The organism is Lacibacter sp. (assembly GCF_057361365.1).
Map to the genome: position 1 here is coordinate 285524 of NZ_JBMQSG010000007.1, position 19687 is coordinate 305210.

At 39.8% G+C, this 19687-nt stretch carries 12 protein-coding genes; 5 read left to right on the forward strand and 7 right to left on the reverse strand.

Going from position 1 to position 19687, the window contains the following annotated elements:
• Positions 1-8: 8 nt before the first annotated feature.
• From ACO1QW_RS05970 to ACO1QW_RS05985, 4 genes are all read right to left on the reverse strand, one after another.
• Positions 9-3152, reverse strand: a complete 3144-nt coding sequence (locus tag ACO1QW_RS05970) for a SusC/RagA family TonB-linked outer membrane protein (RefSeq protein ID WP_486256627.1) — start codon at positions 3150-3152, stop codon at positions 9-11.
• A gap of 451 nt (positions 3153-3603) precedes the next feature.
• A complete protein-coding gene (locus ACO1QW_RS05975) occupies positions 3604-5100 on the reverse strand; it encodes a RagB/SusD family nutrient uptake outer membrane protein (RefSeq protein WP_486256629.1) in 1497 nt (498 codons plus the stop codon).
• Positions 5101-5119: 19 nt separating this feature from the next.
• On the reverse strand, positions 5120-8344 hold the full coding sequence (locus tag ACO1QW_RS05980; protein ID WP_486256631.1) for a SusC/RagA family TonB-linked outer membrane protein: 3225 nt from the start codon (positions 8342-8344) through the stop codon (positions 5120-5122).
• 162 nt (positions 8345-8506) lie between these two features.
• Entirely contained in the window at positions 8507-10924 is a 2418-nt protein-coding gene (locus tag ACO1QW_RS05985) for an efflux RND transporter permease subunit (protein ID WP_486256633.1), read from the reverse strand.
• A gap of 173 nt (positions 10925-11097) precedes the next feature.
• Here ACO1QW_RS05985 and porZ point away from each other — a divergent pair, with 173 nt between their 5' ends.
• Both porZ and recO read left to right on the forward strand, forming a co-directional pair.
• Complete coding sequence (gene porZ, locus ACO1QW_RS05990) at positions 11098-13395, forward strand: type IX secretion system anionic LPS delivery protein PorZ (protein ID WP_486256634.1); 2298 nt, start codon at positions 11098-11100, stop codon at positions 13393-13395.
• A 17-nt stretch (positions 13396-13412) separates the two neighbouring features.
• Complete coding sequence (gene recO / locus ACO1QW_RS05995; RefSeq protein ID WP_486257256.1) at positions 13413-14153, forward strand: DNA repair protein RecO; 741 nt, start codon at positions 13413-13415, stop codon at positions 14151-14153.
• A 44-nt stretch (positions 14154-14197) separates the two neighbouring features.
• Here the strand turns inward: recO and ACO1QW_RS06000 are convergent, their stop codons facing one another.
• A complete protein-coding gene (locus tag ACO1QW_RS06000) occupies positions 14198-15373 on the reverse strand; it encodes an amidohydrolase family protein (RefSeq protein ID WP_486256636.1) in 1176 nt (391 codons plus the stop codon).
• A 68-nt stretch (positions 15374-15441) separates the two neighbouring features.
• Here ACO1QW_RS06000 and prfA point away from each other — a divergent pair, with 68 nt between their 5' ends.
• The 3 genes from prfA (at position 15442) to ACO1QW_RS06015 (ending at position 18496) form a co-directional block, all read left to right on the forward strand.
• The gene (prfA, locus tag ACO1QW_RS06005; RefSeq protein ID WP_486256638.1) at positions 15442-16503 is read left to right on the forward strand and encodes a peptide chain release factor 1; all 1062 of its coding nucleotides are present in this window, start codon (positions 15442-15444) and stop codon (positions 16501-16503) included.
• A gap of 323 nt (positions 16504-16826) precedes the next feature.
• Entirely contained in the window at positions 16827-17759 is a 933-nt protein-coding gene (locus ACO1QW_RS06010) for a thrombospondin type 3 repeat-containing protein (RefSeq protein WP_486256640.1), read from the forward strand.
• A 152-nt stretch (positions 17760-17911) separates the two neighbouring features.
• On the forward strand, positions 17912-18496 hold the full coding sequence (locus ACO1QW_RS06015; RefSeq protein WP_486256642.1) for a hypothetical protein: 585 nt from the start codon (positions 17912-17914) through the stop codon (positions 18494-18496).
• A gap of 393 nt (positions 18497-18889) precedes the next feature.
• Here ACO1QW_RS06015 and ACO1QW_RS06020 read toward each other — a convergent pair whose 3' ends face one another.
• Together ACO1QW_RS06020 and gcvH are read right to left on the reverse strand one after the other, a co-directional pair.
• Positions 18890-19306: a VanZ family protein gene (locus ACO1QW_RS06020; protein WP_486256644.1), complete on the reverse strand. Its 417-nt coding sequence runs from the start codon at positions 19304-19306 to the stop codon at positions 18890-18892.
• Positions 19306-19683: a glycine cleavage system protein GcvH gene (gene gcvH, locus ACO1QW_RS06025; protein ID WP_486256646.1), complete on the reverse strand. Its 378-nt coding sequence runs from the start codon at positions 19681-19683 to the stop codon at positions 19306-19308. The genes ACO1QW_RS06020 and gcvH overlap by 1 nt, the downstream gene beginning before the upstream one ends.
• Positions 19684-19687 lie beyond the last annotated feature (4 nt).

The window sequence follows — 19687 nt, forward strand, 5'->3', positions numbered from 1 at the left end:
TAAATTAATTAAAATCCTACGTTAACACCAACGTTAAAACTTCTTGCTTGTGGCACCGAATTACGATCAACACTAGGGTTACCGTTGCCATTACCATTTGAAGAAATCTCAGGGTCATAGCCTGTGTATTTCGTTAAAGTGAAAGCATTTAATACCTGTGCGTAAAAGCGGAAGCTGTTAATGCCCACTTTGTCAACAATTGTTTTTGGAACGGAATAGCCTAACGTTATGGTGCGGAGTTTAAGAAAATCTCCTTTCTCAATATTTTCAGTCATTACCACACCTGAGCCATTAGAGATATTGTCGCCAAACACGATACGTGGTATATCTGTTACATCGCCCGCTTTGGTCCAACGTGTTAAAGCTTCTTTTGAGTTATTCCAACTACGCATATCTCTTAAGCCAGCTTTTGTACCATTGTACACGTAATTGCCACCTGAGAAAAAGAACAGCATATTTAAATCAAACCCGTTGTAGCGAAATGTGTTATCCCAACCGCCACTCCATTTAGGAAGCGCTGGCCCAACTATTACACCATCATTTGACTGGTCAGCTACACGTGGAGCCACTGCGCCGGTTGAAACAAGTGTCCAACGAGATGCTACGGGTGCAGCATGGTTGTATTGAACGGCAGTGCCATCACGGTAATAGAAAATACGCTGACCATTTGCAGGATTGACTCCACCGGTACGTACTGCATAAAAACTACCGATTGATTCGCCCACACGAATCATACTTGGGCGTTCCAAACCAGAGGTCGCAGGTTGAATATCTGCGTTACCTGCTGCAAGTGCTGTTACTTCATTCTTAAGAGTAGTGATGTTGAAATTTGTATTCCAACTAAAAGCTTTCTTTTGAATAACACTGGCACCAATTGTTAACTCCACACCTTTATTACTCATACTTCCGATGTTAGTAAGAATTGAGTTTCCAGGTATACCTCTTGAAGGTGCCTGAGGTTCCGCAAGAATAAGGTTATCTACGTTGTTGATGTAATAAGTCGCTTCAACATTTATCCGGTTGTTGAGAAATCCTAATTCTAAACCGATATCTGTTTTTTTGCTTGTTTCCCATTTCAGATTTCGGTTACCCGCCTGTGAGAAAAATAAGGCCGGATTAGTAGCATATAAGCCACTGCTGAAGAAACTCCAGAACGCAAAATCATTAATACCTTGGTTATTTCCCACTACACCATAACTACCTCTAATCTTGGCATTGCTGAAGATTTTTGACAAGCCAGCATTTGTAAAGAAATCTTCTTCACTAAGAACCCAGCCTGCAGATGCACCCCAGAAGTTTCCGTACTTGTTTTCAGGCGAAAAAGCAGAATAACCATCACGACGTCCGTTAACTGAAAGAAGGTATTTTCTCTTATAATCATAATTGACCCTTCCAAAGAAAGAAACGAGATAGTTTTCGCTAAGGAAATTTCCAAAAGGAACTATGGTATTAAAACCACCTTGAAATTCATTGTAAAATGGATCTGTAACACCTTGGCGGTTTGCGCCCCAGCCATCGGATAAGGTATATTGTTGTTCATTACCGACTAATGCACTTACGTTGTGATTACCAAAATTTTGCATGTAGTTAAGTACATTAGTCCAATTCCATCTCCTAAATGTTTGAAGGTTGTTGAAGGAGGAGCCTCCGTTGGCAACACCATCACCATGCAATGCATTCTGAAAAGACTTATTTACAACGTTGAGATTGTCGATACCATATGTTGTTCGGAAACTTAATCCGTCAATAATTTTCACATTTGCGTATACATTTGCTATGATACGGTCACTAACAGATTCGAATGTATTCAGATCAAGCAACACTTGTGGGTTTGTAAATTGCAGAGCAGTAATATTGCCTCCCTGCCCAATTGTGTTGCTAACCGTATTGATGTTATAAGCACCATTATTAAGATATACGGGAACATTGGGCATCAGGTTAAAACCTAAACGTGCAATACCGGATGTCGCAAACGCTCCGCCAGGTGTTGAACCGGAGTTAACGCCGGTATTTTTTGAATTAGCATACTGAAATTTACCTCCAAATGTAATGCGGTTGTTTACTTTATGATCCAGGTTCATGGTAGCATTTAGCCGGGTGAAATCATTTGCAACGATCATACCTTCTTGCTTTGTATATCCGGCGGAGAAATAGTAATTGGTTTTGTCATTAGCTCCTGAAACGCTAAGGTTATGGTTTTGCGATGTTCCCGTTCTATAAATAATATCATACCATTTAGTGTCAACAGGGCTGCCATCTGGACCGATATATGGATAAAAGCCCCTTGTAGTTCCATTGGGCGGAGTTCCGGCGTTAGTCAGTCCTTCATTCTTGATTGTTTCATATTCCCTCGCATTTAAAACGGGAATTAGATTAAAAGGTTTTGTGAAGCCCACCCATGCATCGTAGCTAACTCGTGCACGACCTTGTTTGCCTTTTTTTGTAGTAATTATCAATACACCGGCTGATGCTCTTGAGCCATAGATGGCTGCCGCCGCAGCATCTTTCAAAACTTCAATACTCTCAATGTCGTTAGGATTAATATCTCCTAAAGGGTTATTAGCAGCATTTCCGTTTCCTACGTCGCCCGAGAATGATGCAATACCATCTACAACAACTAATGGAAATGAACTTAAGCTAATTGAATTCACACCCCGTACTCTAATAACGGGAGGGTTATTTACCACCCCATTTGGAATTGTGATGCTTACGCCGGCAGCACGCCCCGAAAGTGCTTGGTCAAAACTTTGTACAGGCAAATCTCTTACCTTATCGCCGCCAATTGTGGCAACGCTTCCGGTGAGGTCTTTTTTTCTAACGGTGCCGTAACCAACAACAACAACTTCAGATAAAGCTTTGTCTTCAGAAATCAATTTTACTGAAAAATCGCTCCGATTTCCAATGCTTACTTCCTGTGAAGCAAAGTTCACATAAGTAAACACCAAAACCCTGGCTGAAGATGGAACGCTTAAACGAAAACTTCCGTCAGCTCCTGTTGTTGTCCCCACCGTTGTACCTTTTACGGTAACTGATACTCCCGCCAGTGGAGAACCGTCTTTGTCGTCTGTTACCTTTCCGGTAACGGCTTTGTCTTGCCCGAAGATGTGGTATGAGCACAGCAACAGCAACATCATAATTGCAAATTTTCTCATGTTAATTTAGGTTTATGAATAAAAAAAATTCCCTAACTGAATAGGCTGCACAGATAAGCTGGAGATAATAAGGTTTGTAGAGGAAAATAAGGTTCAACGATAATCTTCAAAGGCGTATTTCAAATATAAGCAGTTCAGTTACATATCGTCAAAGAAATAGACAATTTTTATCGGACAATGCTGCATACGTTTTAAGTCAAAAAATGGTTATTTGGAATGGGACGGGTTTTTAAACATTTATTACGGCTTCTATAGTTTTGATAATATCAATCCTTGGTCAAAAGCTTGGCATTTATATAAAGATTCAATGTATATTTTGGCTGTAATAATTTGTAGAAGCAGAGCATTTTGGTTATTGCAATATTATTGCCTTTGTGAAGGGATGGAAAAAAAGAAATCCGCTTCAACCTTGAAGCGGATTCTTTTTTTTTAAAGCAAAATCTGATAGTACTTAATTATTAAGATTTGGATTATTCAATACCTCAGCTTGCGGAATTACAAAGGTAAGTTTCGCATCATTGTAAGGAATTGTAGCACCAGCTTCAAACAAGTGGTTTGAACCACGTACTACGGATTTCTTCAATCTTTTTAAAGCTAAGTAGGATTTCCCTTCACCCCAAAGTTCAATTCTGGTTTGCTTATAAATTTCGTCCAATAAAGCTGCGCCAGTAAGAGCATCAATAAATGAAACATCGGTGATACGATCTGCCAGGAAGGATTTTAGAACTGTCTGCGCAGCTGCATCCTGTGTTAATCTCGCTTTCGCTTCCGCGTTCATTAAATAAAACTCGTCGGCACGCATGTAAAGATTATCGGTTTCAATGAAACGCTGTCCGCCTGAGATACGTGCGGGAGCCCAAAATTTATTAACTGGTTGTAAGCGGAAGTTTGAAGCAGTTGGGGCATTGAACTGATTTTTACGAATATCATCAGCACGAATTGCATCATATAAACCTCTATCGATTGTTTTTGGATCTCCGGCCCATGCATAACTGTAGGTGAACTGATCAACTTGTCCCCACCATGAAATAAGGTTTAATCCTTGAGCGAGGGTTAAGTCAACACCCCACATCCAGCTTGCAGTTGCTACGTTGTTGAAACCTGCAGTTGTTGCATTGCTTCCATTAAAGTACAATTGCGCAGGAGTTGTTTTAGGATATGCTGTCATGATCTCCTGTGTAAGACTAACTACCTGTTGAAGGTCGGCCTGTGTTCCTCTTGCAGAAAGAACGTAAGCTAATAATCCTTTGGCCACATTTACATCGACCTGATCTTTTGAAGCTCTGGCAAAACCAGTAAGTAAGCTGATAGCATCAGTAAGATCTTTCACCATCAAATCATATACTTCCTTTGTGGTTGCCTTTGGTTTATTAACCTGTGTTGCGGAAGTGTAAATCGGAATTAATTTATCCGTTCCCGTACCATATTCTTTACCATAGATTTGTGACAGATAAAAGTAAGAGTAAGCTCGCATTGCTTTTGCCTGACCCATTGTGTATTTGTTACCAGCAGTTGTTGGCACTACATCATTTCCTCCTAAGATGTCGATTATGGTATTTGCACCAAAGATCTGGCGGTAATAGTAACGGAAAGGAATGTATACCTCGTTCCTTGTGAAATCGGGCGAAGCATTATAACGGGCAACATTTGAATACCAGCCGTAGTTTAAAGCAGCAAGTACCATATCGGATTGGAGCATGTCGGTGTAGATGTCGATACCTTTTTGCCCAAAATCATCATGACCTGTTGTGCCGCCCACTGCAGTTGAGAACATTGTGGTGTATAAGCCAGCGATGTTACCATTCAAAAGTTTTGGATCCTGGGCAGCATCGGCTCCCAATCGATCAGGTGTAGTAAACTGGGTTGGCTGGGTTTCCAGGAAAGACTTTTTACAACCAATTAACGTGGTTAGTAATAAAGCCGTGACTGAGACATATATTAATTTCATAGCTTTTAAATTTTATTCTTTAAAATTTGATTTTACAGCCAAAAGTGATTGTTGAAAGCGGTGAATAGCGATACATATCCGATCCGCCAGTTTCAGCTGTGCTTGGGTTAAATCCTTTTCTTGCTGAATGCAACCAAAGGTTGTCGCCCGATACAAATAAAGAAGCTGCATCAATAACCCCCAAACGCTGAGTAAGATTTGCAGGAAGAGTATAACCTAGGCGGATATTATTTAACGCCAGGTAGTTTGCTTTCTCCAAAAATCTTGTAGACGTTGAGGTAACGTTTGCATCTCTGTTATTTGAAAGTCTTGGAACATCTGTGATGTCGCCGGCCTTTTGCCAGCGGTTACGAATATCAGTATGCCAGTTGTTACCGCCAATCAAACCATTACCCATTAATGTTGCATAAGCACCATCGTATGCATATCCACCAAAGCTATATAGCAATTGCACAGCAAGATCGAAACCTTTGAATCCTCCTGCAAGATTAAATGCACCTCTAACTTTTGGAACGGCAGATTTACCAATATAATATTGGGTTGCATCAGAATAAACCTTTGTTGTAGTTTTTTTCAATGCATTTGCCTTCGCTGGATTATTTGCAATAAAAGTTTCTAAATCCGATACTCTTTCAGTGGCAGGCTCAAATACACCGTTATTGTTTAAATCGTCGTAATAAGCTGTCCAGGTACTGGCGCCATCTGTTGGATCAACACCAGCAAAGTTGCGCATGTAATAATCAAATATTGAACGGTTTTTACCCCATCCATAAGCACCTTGAATGTCAATGATCTTTGGCTTATTACCGATTGAAGGATCGAGAGGCATTCTTGTAATTGTGTTATCGAAATGCTCAGCATTCACACTTAAATCCAGGAAATGGTTAGCACCTTTCAGAATATGACCGGTTAATTCTACTTCTACACCGGCGTTGCGTAATTGTCCATCGTTTACCTGGATAAGTGCGTAGCCATTCGAAATACCAACACGTCTGTCAAATATCAAATTGTCAGTATTTTTTATGTAATACTCAACAGATCCTTCGAGGAAATTTCCTAGACGGAAATCGGCACCAACTTGAAACATTTTTGAAGTTTCCCAAGTGAGTTCAGGATTACCTGGCGTTGGAATACCAAACGATGGAAGGTTATTCAGGTTTCCGATTCCAATACTTGATACACCTGGGTAAAAGCCTAAGCCATTTTGATCGCCCAAAATACCGTAGCTGGCTTTTAATTTCAAGTATTTCAAGATGCCGGAATTATCCATGAAACGCATTTTTGAAACTACCCAGCCTGCGCCTACTGATCCGAACGTACCCCACTGTTTACCAGGAACGAAACGTGATGAACCATCTCTACGAACTGTTCCTGATAAATAATAAGTACCATCGTAATCGTAACTTACCTGTGCAAAATAGCTTTCCAGGTTGTTCGTGTTTTTGTAAGACGTTTGCGTAGGGTTCTTAACAATAGCGTTGGCCAATGAGACGTCGTAATTGCTTACAAGATTTTGACCTGAAGCAGAGGATACTTCTCCTTCATATTTTGTTGCTTCATGAGCTACTAACGCATCAACATTGTGGTTACCAAAACGCTTATTGAAACGAAGCATGTTCAATAAGTTAAGGTTCATTAAGTTGTTACGGGATTGGAAAATAGAACCATTTTGCGAAGCTGCTGAACCATAAAACTTATTAGTAAGTGAATAACCTACTGTTGAGTTATATTGAACGCCTAGACGGTTTTCAAGGCTCAAGTAGTCGGTAAACTTAATGTTTGCTGAGGTGGTACCGGTTATTTCGTTATTGAAGGTTCTGTTTGAATTAAAGGTAGCATCGGCAATAGCATTGGTAAGCGATCCGAATTTTCTTCCGGTCTCGCCGTAATCATACCTAAAGCCACCAAAGATTGGATCAGGAATTTTATTTCCTGCAGCATCACGCATAAATAAAGGGTATATAGAAGGAATATTATCTGCAAACCAGAATACACTGTTTGAACTTGATCCTTGTCCATTATTATTTGAGCGTGTGTTAGCGTAATTTAAGTTGAAGTTCGTCGAGAGCCATTTTTTAACCTCGTGGTTTAAATTAATCCTTGCACTTAAACGTCTGAAATCTGTATTGATTGAGTATCCAACATCATTCAAATAGCCGAATGATGTGTAGAAGTTAGTGCGAGCGTCGCCACCACCAAATCTTAAATTAGTTTCAGTTCTGCTTGAAGGTTGGAAAGCGTAATCTTCCCAGTTTTCAGGATTGTATAAACGTGCCACTCCGTTTTTAAACGTTCTTGTTGCAGGATCAATTAAATCAGCACCATTGGCAGATGTCCAGATATTATTCCTTGGATCGATACCATTTGCAGAAAAGAGACGAGTGTTGGCAAAGTTTGTAGGGTTGGCATTGGCAGTAATTACACCTTCATTATAAAGTGCCTCCCAGCTTAATGCGATAAACTCCTCAGGTGATCTTAATACATCGTAACGTGGTAAAATTGCCTGGTTGGTTCCAAAACGTCCATCAGCTTCAATAAACGATTTTTTACCACGTCCATTTCTTGTGGTAATAACGATAACGCCGTTTGCGCCTCTTGAACCGTAAATAGCTGTAGCAGCTGCATCTTTCAAAACTGTTGTGCTGGCAATGTCATTGGGATTAATTGAATTAATAGAGCCTGTAAAAGGAACGCCATCCACAACGTACAATGGCGCACGGTTACCATTCACTGAACCAAAGCCTCTAATGCGGATAACAGCAGAAGTTCCTGGCTGGCCCGATGGATTGATGACACGAACACCGGCAACTTCACCTGCCAGCGCTTGCGAGACATTTGAAACACTTTTGTTGTTCAATTGATCACCGGTTACAGATTTTGCTGAACCTGTAAATGCTTCCTTCGTGGTGCGGGTATAACCAACCACCACAACTTCCTGCAAACTTTTTTCGGTAGTTGAAAGACCTACACTAAAAGAAGTTCGGTTGGCCAGAGCCATTTCAATGGATTCGTAGTTTACAAACGAAAAAACTAAGGTTTTTGCGGAAGCGGGTACATTTAAACTATAAGATCCGTCTGCTCCTGTAGTTGTACCAATGGAAGTGCCTTTCACTGTTACAGACACTCCACTTAAAGGGGATCCATCTTTTTGATCTGTCACTTTCCCTGTAACAGTTTTTTCTTGTGCCAATACCTGTAAAACACATAGCATTAGCAAGAACGTCATACTTACAAGTTTTCTCATGCTCTTTGAAGGTTTATTTATGAAAATTATTTCCGAAAATCTGTGGGTGTATGTCAGGTCGGTTATTGTTAATCGGAACCTCATCAACGAGGGCTCCAAATTTAACGGCTAAGGTTAACAATTGTTTATGGAAGACAGAAAATTTATGCTGGCGCTGCTTTTTTATCCGTTTTTTTTATGAACGGTAGTCCGATTTTTACTTGTCGTAATCAACAATACGGGTAATAAAACAAGATTTGTGATCATTGCCACCAGCAAGGTTAGTGAGGTAAGCCATCCCAAGGCTTGTGTTCCTCCAAACCCGGAAAAACAGAAAATGATAAATCCTGCTACTAGTACCAACGAAGTATAAATAATACTGATGCCGGTTTGCCTGATGGTTTGCTTTACCGTTTCCTGCACATTTTTATTATGTAATGGCAATTCCTGTTTGTAGTTGATCAGAAAACGAATGGTTACATCAATAGCTATACCTAATGCAACACTAAAAACAAGGACAGTGCTGGGCTTCAGTGGAATACCGACCCAACCCATTACTCCGGCAGTAATAACTAATGGGACTATATTTGGAATCAGTGAACAAAAAAGTATGCGGAAAGAGCGGAACAGGTATAACATGCAAATAGCGATCAACAGGAAGGCCCAAAAAATACTTTCTTTTAAACCGTTGATGATAAAGCGGCTTCCTTCCACAAAAATGATACTTGTACCGGTCAGTTGAATATCTGCCGAACGTTTGAGTCTCGATGAATCAATTTCATTTGCCTTCACCTCTCCCTTGTTGATCGATGCGGCATATTGAAGACTATCATTGTTAAACAATTCTTCAGCCTTTTGTTGAACTGCAGCAAGAATTTTTGGTAAGCTATCACTACCAACATCGGCCATGTTTACACTAATACGTGCTTTCTGCTGTGTACTGTCCATGAAATTAGCTACCAGCTTAACAAAATTGTTGTTCTTGCTGTTGCTGTCGGCTTTCATGCGCAGGTATGGCGCAAGAAAAGCAAGATCAAACTCATTGGGCACAGTGTACATATTGCTATCGTTATCGTAATATGCTTGTCGTGCAAATTTCAATCCCTCGGTTACTGCCAAAGCTTTGCCGATCTCGGGCCTGCTTTGCAGGTAATAAACCAATGAATCAATATTGGTCAGATTTTTTATGTTTCGTGTTACACCTTGCTTGCGTTTTGTATCAACCACAATTTCCAACGGCATCACACCGGAGAAATGTTTTTCAAAAAATTTCAGATCCACATAAAGTTTATCATTTTGAGGAAGATCATCAACAATATACCCCACGCTTTTCAAACGCATAACGCCAAGAATAGAAACAACAATTAAAACTGTAGTTGCTGTGTAAATGTATTTGGGATGATGAAACACCCAGTTCTCAATGCGCATAATCCAGCGATTGAGTCGTTCATTTTCCAGGTAGCGTACATGCCTTTGTTTTGGCGCAGGTAAATAACTCAGCACAATGGGAATGAGTGTAAATGAAATACCAAACAGCACCATAATGTTGATGCCGGCAACCACACCAAACTCACGAAGGATCTGGCTTTTTGTTAATGCAAATACAGCAAAACCAATAGCGGCTGCAATATTGCAAAACAGCGTAACAATACCCATCCGGCCAATCATATTGATTAGCGACTGATGTTTATCTCCGGTCTTTTTGTATTCGGTGTGAAACTTATTGAGAAAATAAATACAGTTGGGAATGCCTATCACCACCATCAATGGTGGAATCAATGCGTTCAAAATAGTTATTTTATATCCAAAGAATACAATTGTTGCAAGGCTCCAGATTACACCAATTACTACCACTGCCATACTCAGCCACATGGCACTGAAGGAACGGAAAAATACCAAAAGAATTATTGCCGACAGCAAAACAGAACCAAGCAGGAACAGCTGCATTTCTTCAGCAATTCGTGTACTCATTACCGTACGTACATGTGGCAAGCCACTCAAATGCATCGTAATATTTTGCTTTTTTTCAAACGCAGTAACAAGATTTACAACGCCATCTACAGACGCATGTCGCTTCTTAGAATTCAACACTTCTTTGTTGAGTCGAACAGCGATCATGTAAACGTTACTGTCGGGATTATAAAACAAACCTTTGTAAAAAGGGAGATTGAAAAGTATTTGTTTGGCACTATCTAATTCCTGTTGCGTATGAATAGTTTCCGGGAATACAAGCGTAGTTTTTAATTTTTCAGTTGTTGAATCTTTTACAAGATTAACAGCAGCACTAACACTTAAGACATCTTCAACACCGGTCACTTTCTTCATTTCTTTTTGAAGTGCAGTGAACGATTGAAAAAAATCGAGTTGAAATAAATCGTTTTTCTGAAAGCCAACAACCAGTAAACTTCCATCTTCACCAAACTTTTTCTTAAAAGCTTCGTATTCCAGATATTTTGGATGATCAAGTGGGATAGCTTTTGCAAAATCATAACTACGCTGCACTTTCGATGCAAAAAAAGTCATGACGCCTGTAGAGAGAAGAACAATAATTATGATAGGAAGCCTGTTACGCAACACCCATTTACCCAGATTATACCACATGCTATTCAGATACGTTTTTATTAAAATAAAGCAGCGCAAAGAAACGCCATTCTGCCTGAACTGAAGCATAAAATTTCACCTGATTGCTTGCTGGTATTGGTTTGAGCTGGCTAGCGAACGGTAAAAACCGGTAATTGATGGGCTTGTGTGAAAAGCTGCTAAATTTGAACGTAATGAAACACGTTGTTGTTCATGTTTTTCTTTTGGTTTGCTGTTTAAAAATAGCCGCACAACCAGCGCCCATTGGCCACTGGCGTGAGCATATGGATTATCGGCCCGGCAAACGTGTGGCAATTGCAAATGACCGTGTGTATGTGGCTACAAATTTTGGGGCTTATAGTGTTGACAGGAAAGATGGAGACATCAACAGGTTAAGTAAGGTGACTGGACTAAGTGATGTTGGTATACAAACGCTCAATTACGATGCAAGTAGCGAAAAACTTTTGATAGCGTACAACAACAGTAATCTTGATGTTGTTTATCGAAATGATGTTATTAATATCCCCGATATACTTCGTAGTACAGTTGCAGGCGACAAAACGATTTACAACATCAGCTTTCGCAATAATAAAGCTTATCTCAGCACAGGCCTGGGTGTAATCGTTGTTGATCTCCAGAAATTTGAAATAAGCAATACCTATATTATCGGTAATAACGGAACCAATGTAAAAGTGAATGGCTTTGCTGCTGATGCAACACTATTTTATGCAGCCACTGAAGAAGGTCTAAAAGTTGCAAATCAAAGCGCAACAAACCTAAACGATTATCGCAGCTGGACTACTATAAGCGGAACAAATGGTTTACCCGCAGGTGCGGCACAACAAGTATTTGCTGTTAACTCAACAATCGTTGTTCAATATATAAATACGATTTATGTAAACAATGGAGGCAACTGGCAGGCCATTTACAATGATAACTGGCGATGGGAATCGGTGAATGTAAGTGATGGCGCAATTCTTATCAGCGAAGAACGATTTGGATGGGGTGAAAGAAGGGTCGTATCCATCAACCCTAATGGAACGGTGAACACAATCGTTCAAAATAATAACGAGTTACAGTATCCGTTTCATGCAGTAAAAAGCGGAGCAGAGATATGGATCGCTGATTTGGCAAAAGGTGTTGTAAAAGCAGAAGGAAATTTGTTCGCAGGTTATGCTATTAATTCGCCTTATGGCCCACTCGATGGTGAAATGAATTTCTTCAAAAACAAATTGTATGTAGCGGGTGGAAGCGTGAATGATGCGTGGAATTATCAATTTAACGCAACCGGTTTTTTTACGTTTGATGGTAAAGAGTGGAAGGATTACAACCGAAATAATTTATCCATTATGGATACAGTGTTTGATATCATCAGTATAGCGGTTGATCCTCGTGATGAAACAATTTATGCGGGATCATTCGGGTGGGGCTTGCTTGAATATAGATCTCCAAACCAATTCAAATTATACAAGCAAAATTCGGCACTGGGTGTTACGGTCGGCGATCCGAACAGCTACCGTATTGGAGGCATGGCTTTTGATGCAGGGAATAATTTGTGGATCAGCAACTTCGGAGCAGTGAACAATTTAGTCGTAAAGAAAGCCGATGGTAACTGGCGATCATTTCGTGTTCCGTTCCTCATACAAGATAACATGGTAGGTGCAGTGTTGATTGATGATGCTGATCAGAAATGGATACAGGTGCCACAGGGGAATGGATTGTTCGTTTATAATCATGGTTCATCAATTGATAATACAGGTGATGATCGTTGGAAATGGTTTCAAACAGGAAGAGGCAGTGGAAACTTACCCAGCAATGCAGTGAATTGTATGGTGAAAGATAAAGATGGATTTATCTGGCTTGGTTCAGATAAAGGCATCGCTATTATTCAATGTCCTGGTGATGTATTTACAACAAACGGATGCGAAGCATTTCAACCAATTGTTCAACAGGATAATTTTGCAGGCTTTTTATTTGAGAATGAAGATGTGCGTGCCATGGCTGTTGATGCAGCCAATCGTAAATGGGTGGGTACAAGAAACGGAGTGTGGCTTATTAGTGCCGATGGAGAAAAAGTACTGGAGCGTTTTACTGCAGAAAGTAGTCCTCTATTAAGTAATGAAATCATCCGCATTGCGATAGATCCCAAAACAGGTGAAGTATATTTTTCTACATTTAACGGTATATGCAGCTACCGGGCAGGAGCAACCGAAGCAACGGAAAACCCAGGTAAAGTAATTGTATTTCCAAGTCCTGTTCCTCCAGGCTACACTGGTACTATTGGTATTCGCGGGCTACCTGAAAACTCAATTGTAAAAATCGTTGAGTTGAATGGCCGGTTGGTTTATCAAACAAAATCGTTGGGTGGACAAGCTGTATGGAATGGCAGAGATTATAGGAATCAACGTGTATCAAGTGGAGTTTACCTCGTATTGGCGAAAGATGAATTTGGTGGAGAAAAACAGGTTGGGAAAATTGTATTTATAAAATAGAGTAGCGGTTGAGTAATGTGTTACATAAAACAAAAGCAATTATTCTCCGTACAGTAAAGTATGGCGAAACAAGTTTAATTGTAACTGCTTATACGGAGCTTTATGGATTGCAGAGTTATATTGTGCAAGGTGTAAGAGCCAGTTCAAAGAAAGGAGGAGCTAAAGCAAATTATTTTCAACCTGGTGCCATTCTTGAGCTTGTAGTTTATCATCATGATTTGAAGAATCTTCAACGCATCAAAGAATTTCGCTGGAGTTATTTGTACGAAGAACTGTTTGCGGATGTGATCAAAAACAGTGTGCTATTGTATATGGTGGAACTTCTGCAGAAATGTGTAAAGCAGCCCGAAAATAATCCTGATCTTTTTTATTTTGTTGAAGAAGCATTGATGCAGCTCGATAAAGCATCGCCTGCCGTAACAGCTAATTTTCCTTTGTATTTTTCATTGCATCTCACCAATTTTTTTGGTTTTCAGATGAATACTGAAGATGCAGAACGGTATCACATTTTTGATTTACAGGAAGGTAATTTTACAGAACATTATCCGCAGCATGTAAACTATCTGGAAGGAGATGCTGCAAAACTTATCAGCGAATTATTAAAAGCTATGCAGCCAAATGAGTTAACTGAAGTTCCAATGAATTACTTGCAAAGAAGACAATTACTTGAAGCAATTGAAGTGTATTATATGTTTCACATGCCCGATTTTTCGAAGTTGAAAACCTTGCAGGTGTTGCAACAAATTATGGAGCCTTAGTAATTGTATTAATCAAGTGAGTAGGGATTGACCAGGGTACTGTGTTACAAAATTCTTGACGAACTGCTGAAATCATTAGCCAGCAATACAACTCCGGGCTGTTTCCCTTTTTCAAAACTACCCAACTCATTATCCCATTGCAACGCTTTGGCGCCATTGATCGTTGCTATTTGTAACGCCTGTTCAATTGATACAGAAGTGTACTGCAGCAATGCCTGCACTTCTTTTACAATGCTTAATTGCCAGTTACTGCTATAGCTGTCGGTTCCTAACACTAAATCGCAATTATGTTTTTGGAATAAATCAATTGGTGCCACTTTATCTTCAATATACAAATTAGCATTCGGGCATAAGCAGTAAACAAGTTTCACCCCATTGCTTGCAGCATATTCATTTGCCCATTGAATATCTTCTTCAGGCATAAATGTATTATGCACTAAAAAGATGGTCTGACCATTATTAAAAAAAGGTAAGTAAGATCGAATACTGCTTTTACCTGTTACGGGGAAAGGTGAAGTAGTAATACCGAATATGCTAAACAGTTTTAAAAAATCACCACCACCTGTTTTAAACAATTCATCTTCGGCAGCATTTTCCTGGTTATGAATGGAGATTATCTGTCCCTTTGTTGCGTCGTTGATCCGTTGAAAAGTTTTTGCTGAAATACTATAAGGCGCATGTGGAACTAACGCCGTTCTATGCACTGTGGTTACAGTTGTAAGCTGATTGTAGAGCTTAGCAGCAACGGATTTATAATAAGCAATTGTTTCATCAGCTTTCGCATCAAAAAAATTCAACACTTCCACAAAATTCTGCCAACGGATCTTGCTTTTGCTTTTTACAAAGGCCATATCTGTGGTATTACCAATATCTCCCACAGCAACAATACCATTGTTGTACATTTCCTGTTCAGCTGCGGTAATAGCTGCAGCAATTTCTTCTGCTCCATACCCACGTTTTGTTACAACGGAACACAGGAAATCGATCAGACCTGTATGCGGTGGAATTACATTTTTCAAATGACTCAACTCCAAATGACAATGGCAGTTAATTAATCCGGGTGAAAGAATTCCTTTCAACTCTTCAACAGCATCACCAGCATCAGGAGCAGCCACAATATCAACTACTTTCCCATGTTCATCCACAACTAACACATCATCCTCCTTTCTGAATCGATAGCCATCAAAGAGCTGCTGCGCCTTTAATTTCCTGTATTGCATGCGTTAATTCATTTAAATTTGCCGCTCAAATTTAAGCGAAACCATTTCCTTTCAGGAACACAGTTATTATGTTAGATAAATTAGAAGCAATACAGGCAAGGTTTGATGAAGTTGGTGTGGCATTAACCAACCCCGAAATTGTAGCAAACAACAAACAATTCTCGGCGTTGAGTAAAGAATACCGCAGCCTGGAAAAACTGGTGCAATCACGCAAAGAATACCTGGCAGTGTTGGATGATGTGCAGAGCTACAAAGAAGCGCTGAATGGCAATGATGAAGAATTGCGTGAAATGGCAAAAGAAGAATTGCCGTCGCTTGAAGAGAAAAAAGAAAATTTAGAAAAACATATTCGGCAATTGCTGATACCAAAAGATCCGCAGGATGATAAGAATGCCATTCTTGAAGTTCGTGCAGGAACAGGAGGTGATGAAGCAAGTTTATTTGCAGGTGACTTGTTACGCATGTATATTAAATACTGCGAACGTCGTGGATGGAAAACTGCTCTTTTGAGTGAAAGTGAAGGAACGGTTGGCGGTTATAAGGAAGTTCAGTTAGAGGTAACAGGCGAAGATGTGTATGGCATTTTGAAATTTGAAAGTGGTGTTCATCGAGTGCAACGTGTGCCCGCAACTGAAACCAGCGGTCGTGTACATACAAGTGCCGCAACAGTTGCAGTAATGCCTGAAGCAGAAGAAATAGATTTTGAATTGCGTGAAAGCGATGTAAAAATGGAAACATCACGAAGTGGTGGTGCAGGGGGACAAAACGTAAACAAAGTGGAAACAAAAGTAATGCTCACCCATATTCCTACGGGCACAGTAGTAATTTGTCAGACAGAACGTACACAGTTGGCTAACCGGGAAAAAGCCATGCAGATGATGCGTACCCGTTTGTACGAAGAACAGGTGCGTAAGCATGAAGAAGAGATTGCCCGCCAACGTAAAAGTTTGGTAAGCACGGGTGATAGAAGTGCAAAGATCAGAACATATAATTATCCGCAGGGCCGTGTAACTGATCATCGCATAGGTCTTACGCTTTATAATTTAGATGCAGTCCTTAACGGCGAAATTGAAGAACTCATCGATGCACTTCAGTTTGCAGAAAATGCGGAAAAACTAACGCTGCAGTAATGGGAAACCCTAAAGGGGTATCAACTTCACACTACAAGCTATTCCTCCTTTGCTCGATAAAATGGGTAGAAAAGAATAAGTTTCTTTACATGCTCTTTGAAGAAAACATGTAAGCGTCTTAGTTCTTATAGCTGCAGTTATGGCTGCTAAAGTCATAATTCTCACTATTATGGCCTTAAATGAAATAAATTTTCGTTTTTGACATTTATGTTTTCTAGATCAGTAACGTTTAAACTTTTATAGTAAAAATACGAAGCAGGGAAGAAAAGCTTGCCTGTTGAGAAAACAGAATCATTTTTTAAAATCCAATAAATCCAATCTCTATGAAAAGGGTACTTTTCTATTCTTTGCTGCTATTTACTGCGGCATCTTGTCAAAAAGAAGACAGCATCAAAACTGAAACAACTGAGTTACTCAATCAGCAATCAGCTCCCAAAAAAATTGAAACATGTGATTTCCTGAAAGGCAATTACAACAATGTACGAAGAGGCGACTTATCTGAAACAAACATTACGGCAAAAGGCAGAGACAGGGATAAAGATGGCATTGCAGATGCATCGGATAACTGTCCTTCAACTTACAATCCTGATCAACGTGATTCTGATAAAAACGGAATAGGTGATGCATGTGATAACAATATCATCACTACTGTTGTAACAAATCCTGTTTCAACCAGTTCATGGGTAATTTTCCTTGATTTCGATGGCCAGACGGTTACAACTCCTTACTGGAATGGTGGAAGAACTATTGATTGTACTCCATCAGGTTTTTCAAGTACAGAAATAGCCAATATTCTTACTGAAGTAAAAGCTGATTATTCAATTTTCCCAACCATTCTTGTTACTACTGATTCCACTGTTTACTTTTCTGCAAATGCTGCAAAACGTCAACGTGTAATTGTTACTGAGAACAACGCATGGTACACTGGTGTAGGTGGTGTTGCTTATCTTAATACGATAAGCTGGGGCATGGATATTCCTGCGTTTGTATTCTCAAAAGCTCTTGGTTATAATCAAAAAAATAATTGGGAAGCTATTTCGCATGAAGCGGGTCACACATTGGGATTAAATCACCAAACAGTGTATGATGCCAACTGTAATTTAGTTGCCGATTACAATCCTGGTGGTAATGGTGAAGCACCGATCATGGGCGTTTCATATTATCAACCAATTGGAAAATGGTGGGTAGGCACTGCATATTCTGGATGCAATACGATGCAGGACGATGCAAAGACGATTGCCAATAAAGTTCGTTAATCAACAAAAAAATTGAGATAAAAAAGCCCGGAGATTCTCCGGGCTTTTTGTGTTTGGACTGATTTATGAATAGGTAAAGAAATTACCCTGTTTGCTTGCATTCAGATTTTTTTTCATGTAGCTTAAAGGTCTTACTTTTTAAAATTTACACCATGTTAGAACAACTATTCAACCTCGTAAAAGAACAGGCCGGTCAATCAATTATTCAAAACCCTGATATCCCCAATGAACGAAACGACGAAGCGATTGCTGATGTAACGGATAATATTTCCGGTGGCTTACAACAGGCACTTGCAGGAGGGCAGTTCAAGGATGTATTAAGTTTATTAGGTGGCAAAGGTGGCGATTTGCAAACAAACCCTTTGGCCAATCAATTATCGGGTAATGCCGAGCAATCATTAATGGAGAAATTTAATCTTAATCGTGGCCAGGCGGGAGGTATTGTGAGTAGTTTATTGCCCGCCGTATTACAACGATTTATCTCTAAAACGAACGATCCCGGCGATAGTAGCTTCAACCTGCAAAGTATTTTCAGCTCATTAACGGGAGGAAAAACGGCTGGCCTTGATCTACAAGGCTTATTAGGCCGTGTTACACAAGGCGGTCTTGACCGGGATGGAGATGGTGACACAGATTTGAACGATATTATCAGCATGGTTAAGGGAGGAGCAACAGAACAAAAACAACAATCGGGCGGAGGTATGATGGATATTGTGAAGGGATTGTTTGGCCGCTAATCATCATTCGATGAATGATTTACAGGCTATTACCGTTTTTAAGGCCAACGTCCTGAAGTTTCTGCATTCGTTAATAAAATAGCTCTGTTATCAATTGGCATGGTTTTCGAAATATGTATATCGTACAACGACGTTAATAAATGCTTTTAGATTTTTTTAACAGACTGGAAGCAAACTTTGGAATACAGTTAGCGTCTAAAATGTACAAGATCTTTAAAGCAGTCAATTTTCTCATAAGCAGTTAGTTTTGGTTAACGGTCCCGGTTTCTACCGGGACCCGTTTTAAAAAACTAAAACGTTTCAGGAAACATTAACAAGTAAGTGACAGTTTAGAGTGTGAGATTGACCGAACTTTGTATAACAAATCTGAATTTAAATTTTTCTCATAAGCAGTTAGTTTTGGTTTCGACCCCGGTTTCCACCGGGGTCTTCTTTTTGCACTAACAATAGGAAAAATGCAGTAAATGCTCCGGCCGCATCGGCCACCATATCCCAAACATCAAAATAACGCCCCACCCAATCCTGCACATATTCCATTGCAATTCCGTAAGCAGTACTTATAAGTGTGATAAAAAACAATTTGACTGTAAGATATTTTTCGGCGGTTGAAACGGTTTTCTGGTAGTAACCCCATATCCAAACCATAATTCCGAAAAGTAGAAAATGGATGTTTTTGTCTAAACCCGATAATTCAAGCGGCTTCTCCTGGTTCATACGAAGGGGAGGCATTGCCAGTAATAAAAAAATAATGACCGACCAAAAGATGGTCGGCCATTTTGTATGAAGATATTTTCGGAGTTGTTTTTTCATTAAGCAACCAATGCGCCGTATGCAGTTGCATCCATCAACGCTTCCACATCGGCAGGATTGCTAACTGTAACCTTTACCATCCAACCTGCACCGTACGGATCAGTATTTACCGCTTCAGGATTATCGTTTAAAGCACCGTTCACTTCAGCAATTGTACCGGCAATAGGTAAAAATAAATCACTAACGGTTTTTACCGCTTCCACCGTACCAAAAACTTCTTCGGCATTCAGTGTTTTCCCCACTGTGTTGATATCAACATAAACAATATCGCCTAGCTCACGCTGTGCAAAATCGGTAATTCCAATTGTTGCAACATTACCTTCTAAACTGATCCATTCGTGGTCTTTTGTGTAGCGGAGATTCTCTGGAAAATTCATGATG

Bases quoted from the DNA above. Each gene is read 5' to 3' on its own strand.
- ACO1QW_RS05970 (WP_486256627.1), bottom strand. From the start codon at position 3,152: ATGAGAAAATTTGCAATTATGATGTTGCTGTTGCTGTGCTCATACCAC.
- ACO1QW_RS05980 (WP_486256631.1), bottom strand. From the start codon at position 8,344: ATGAGAAAACTTGTAAGTATGACGTTCTTGCTAATGCTATGTGTTTTA.
- prfA (WP_486256638.1), top strand. From the start codon at position 15,442: ATGTTAGATAAATTAGAAGCAATACAGGCAAGGTTTGATGAAGTTGGT.
- ACO1QW_RS06010 (WP_486256640.1), top strand. From the start codon at position 16,827: ATGAAAAGGGTACTTTTCTATTCTTTGCTGCTATTTACTGCGGCATCT.
- porZ (WP_486256634.1), top strand. From the start codon at position 11,098: ATGAAACACGTTGTTGTTCATGTTTTTCTTTTGGTTTGCTGTTTAAAA.
- ACO1QW_RS05975 (WP_486256629.1), bottom strand. From the start codon at position 5,100: ATGAAATTAATATATGTCTCAGTCACGGCTTTATTACTAACCACGTTA.
- ACO1QW_RS06015 (WP_486256642.1), top strand. From the start codon at position 17,912: ATGTTAGAACAACTATTCAACCTCGTAAAAGAACAGGCCGGTCAATCA.
- ACO1QW_RS05985 (WP_486256633.1), bottom strand. From the start codon at position 10,924: ATGTGGTATAATCTGGGTAAATGGGTGTTGCGTAACAGGCTTCCTATC.
- gcvH (WP_486256646.1), bottom strand. From the start codon at position 19,683: ATGAATTTTCCAGAGAATCTCCGCTACACAAAAGACCACGAATGGATC.
- ACO1QW_RS06000 (WP_486256636.1), bottom strand. From the start codon at position 15,373: ATGCAATACAGGAAATTAAAGGCGCAGCAGCTCTTTGATGGCTATCGA.
- ACO1QW_RS06020 (WP_486256644.1), bottom strand. From the start codon at position 19,306: ATGAAAAAACAACTCCGAAAATATCTTCATACAAAATGGCCGACCATC.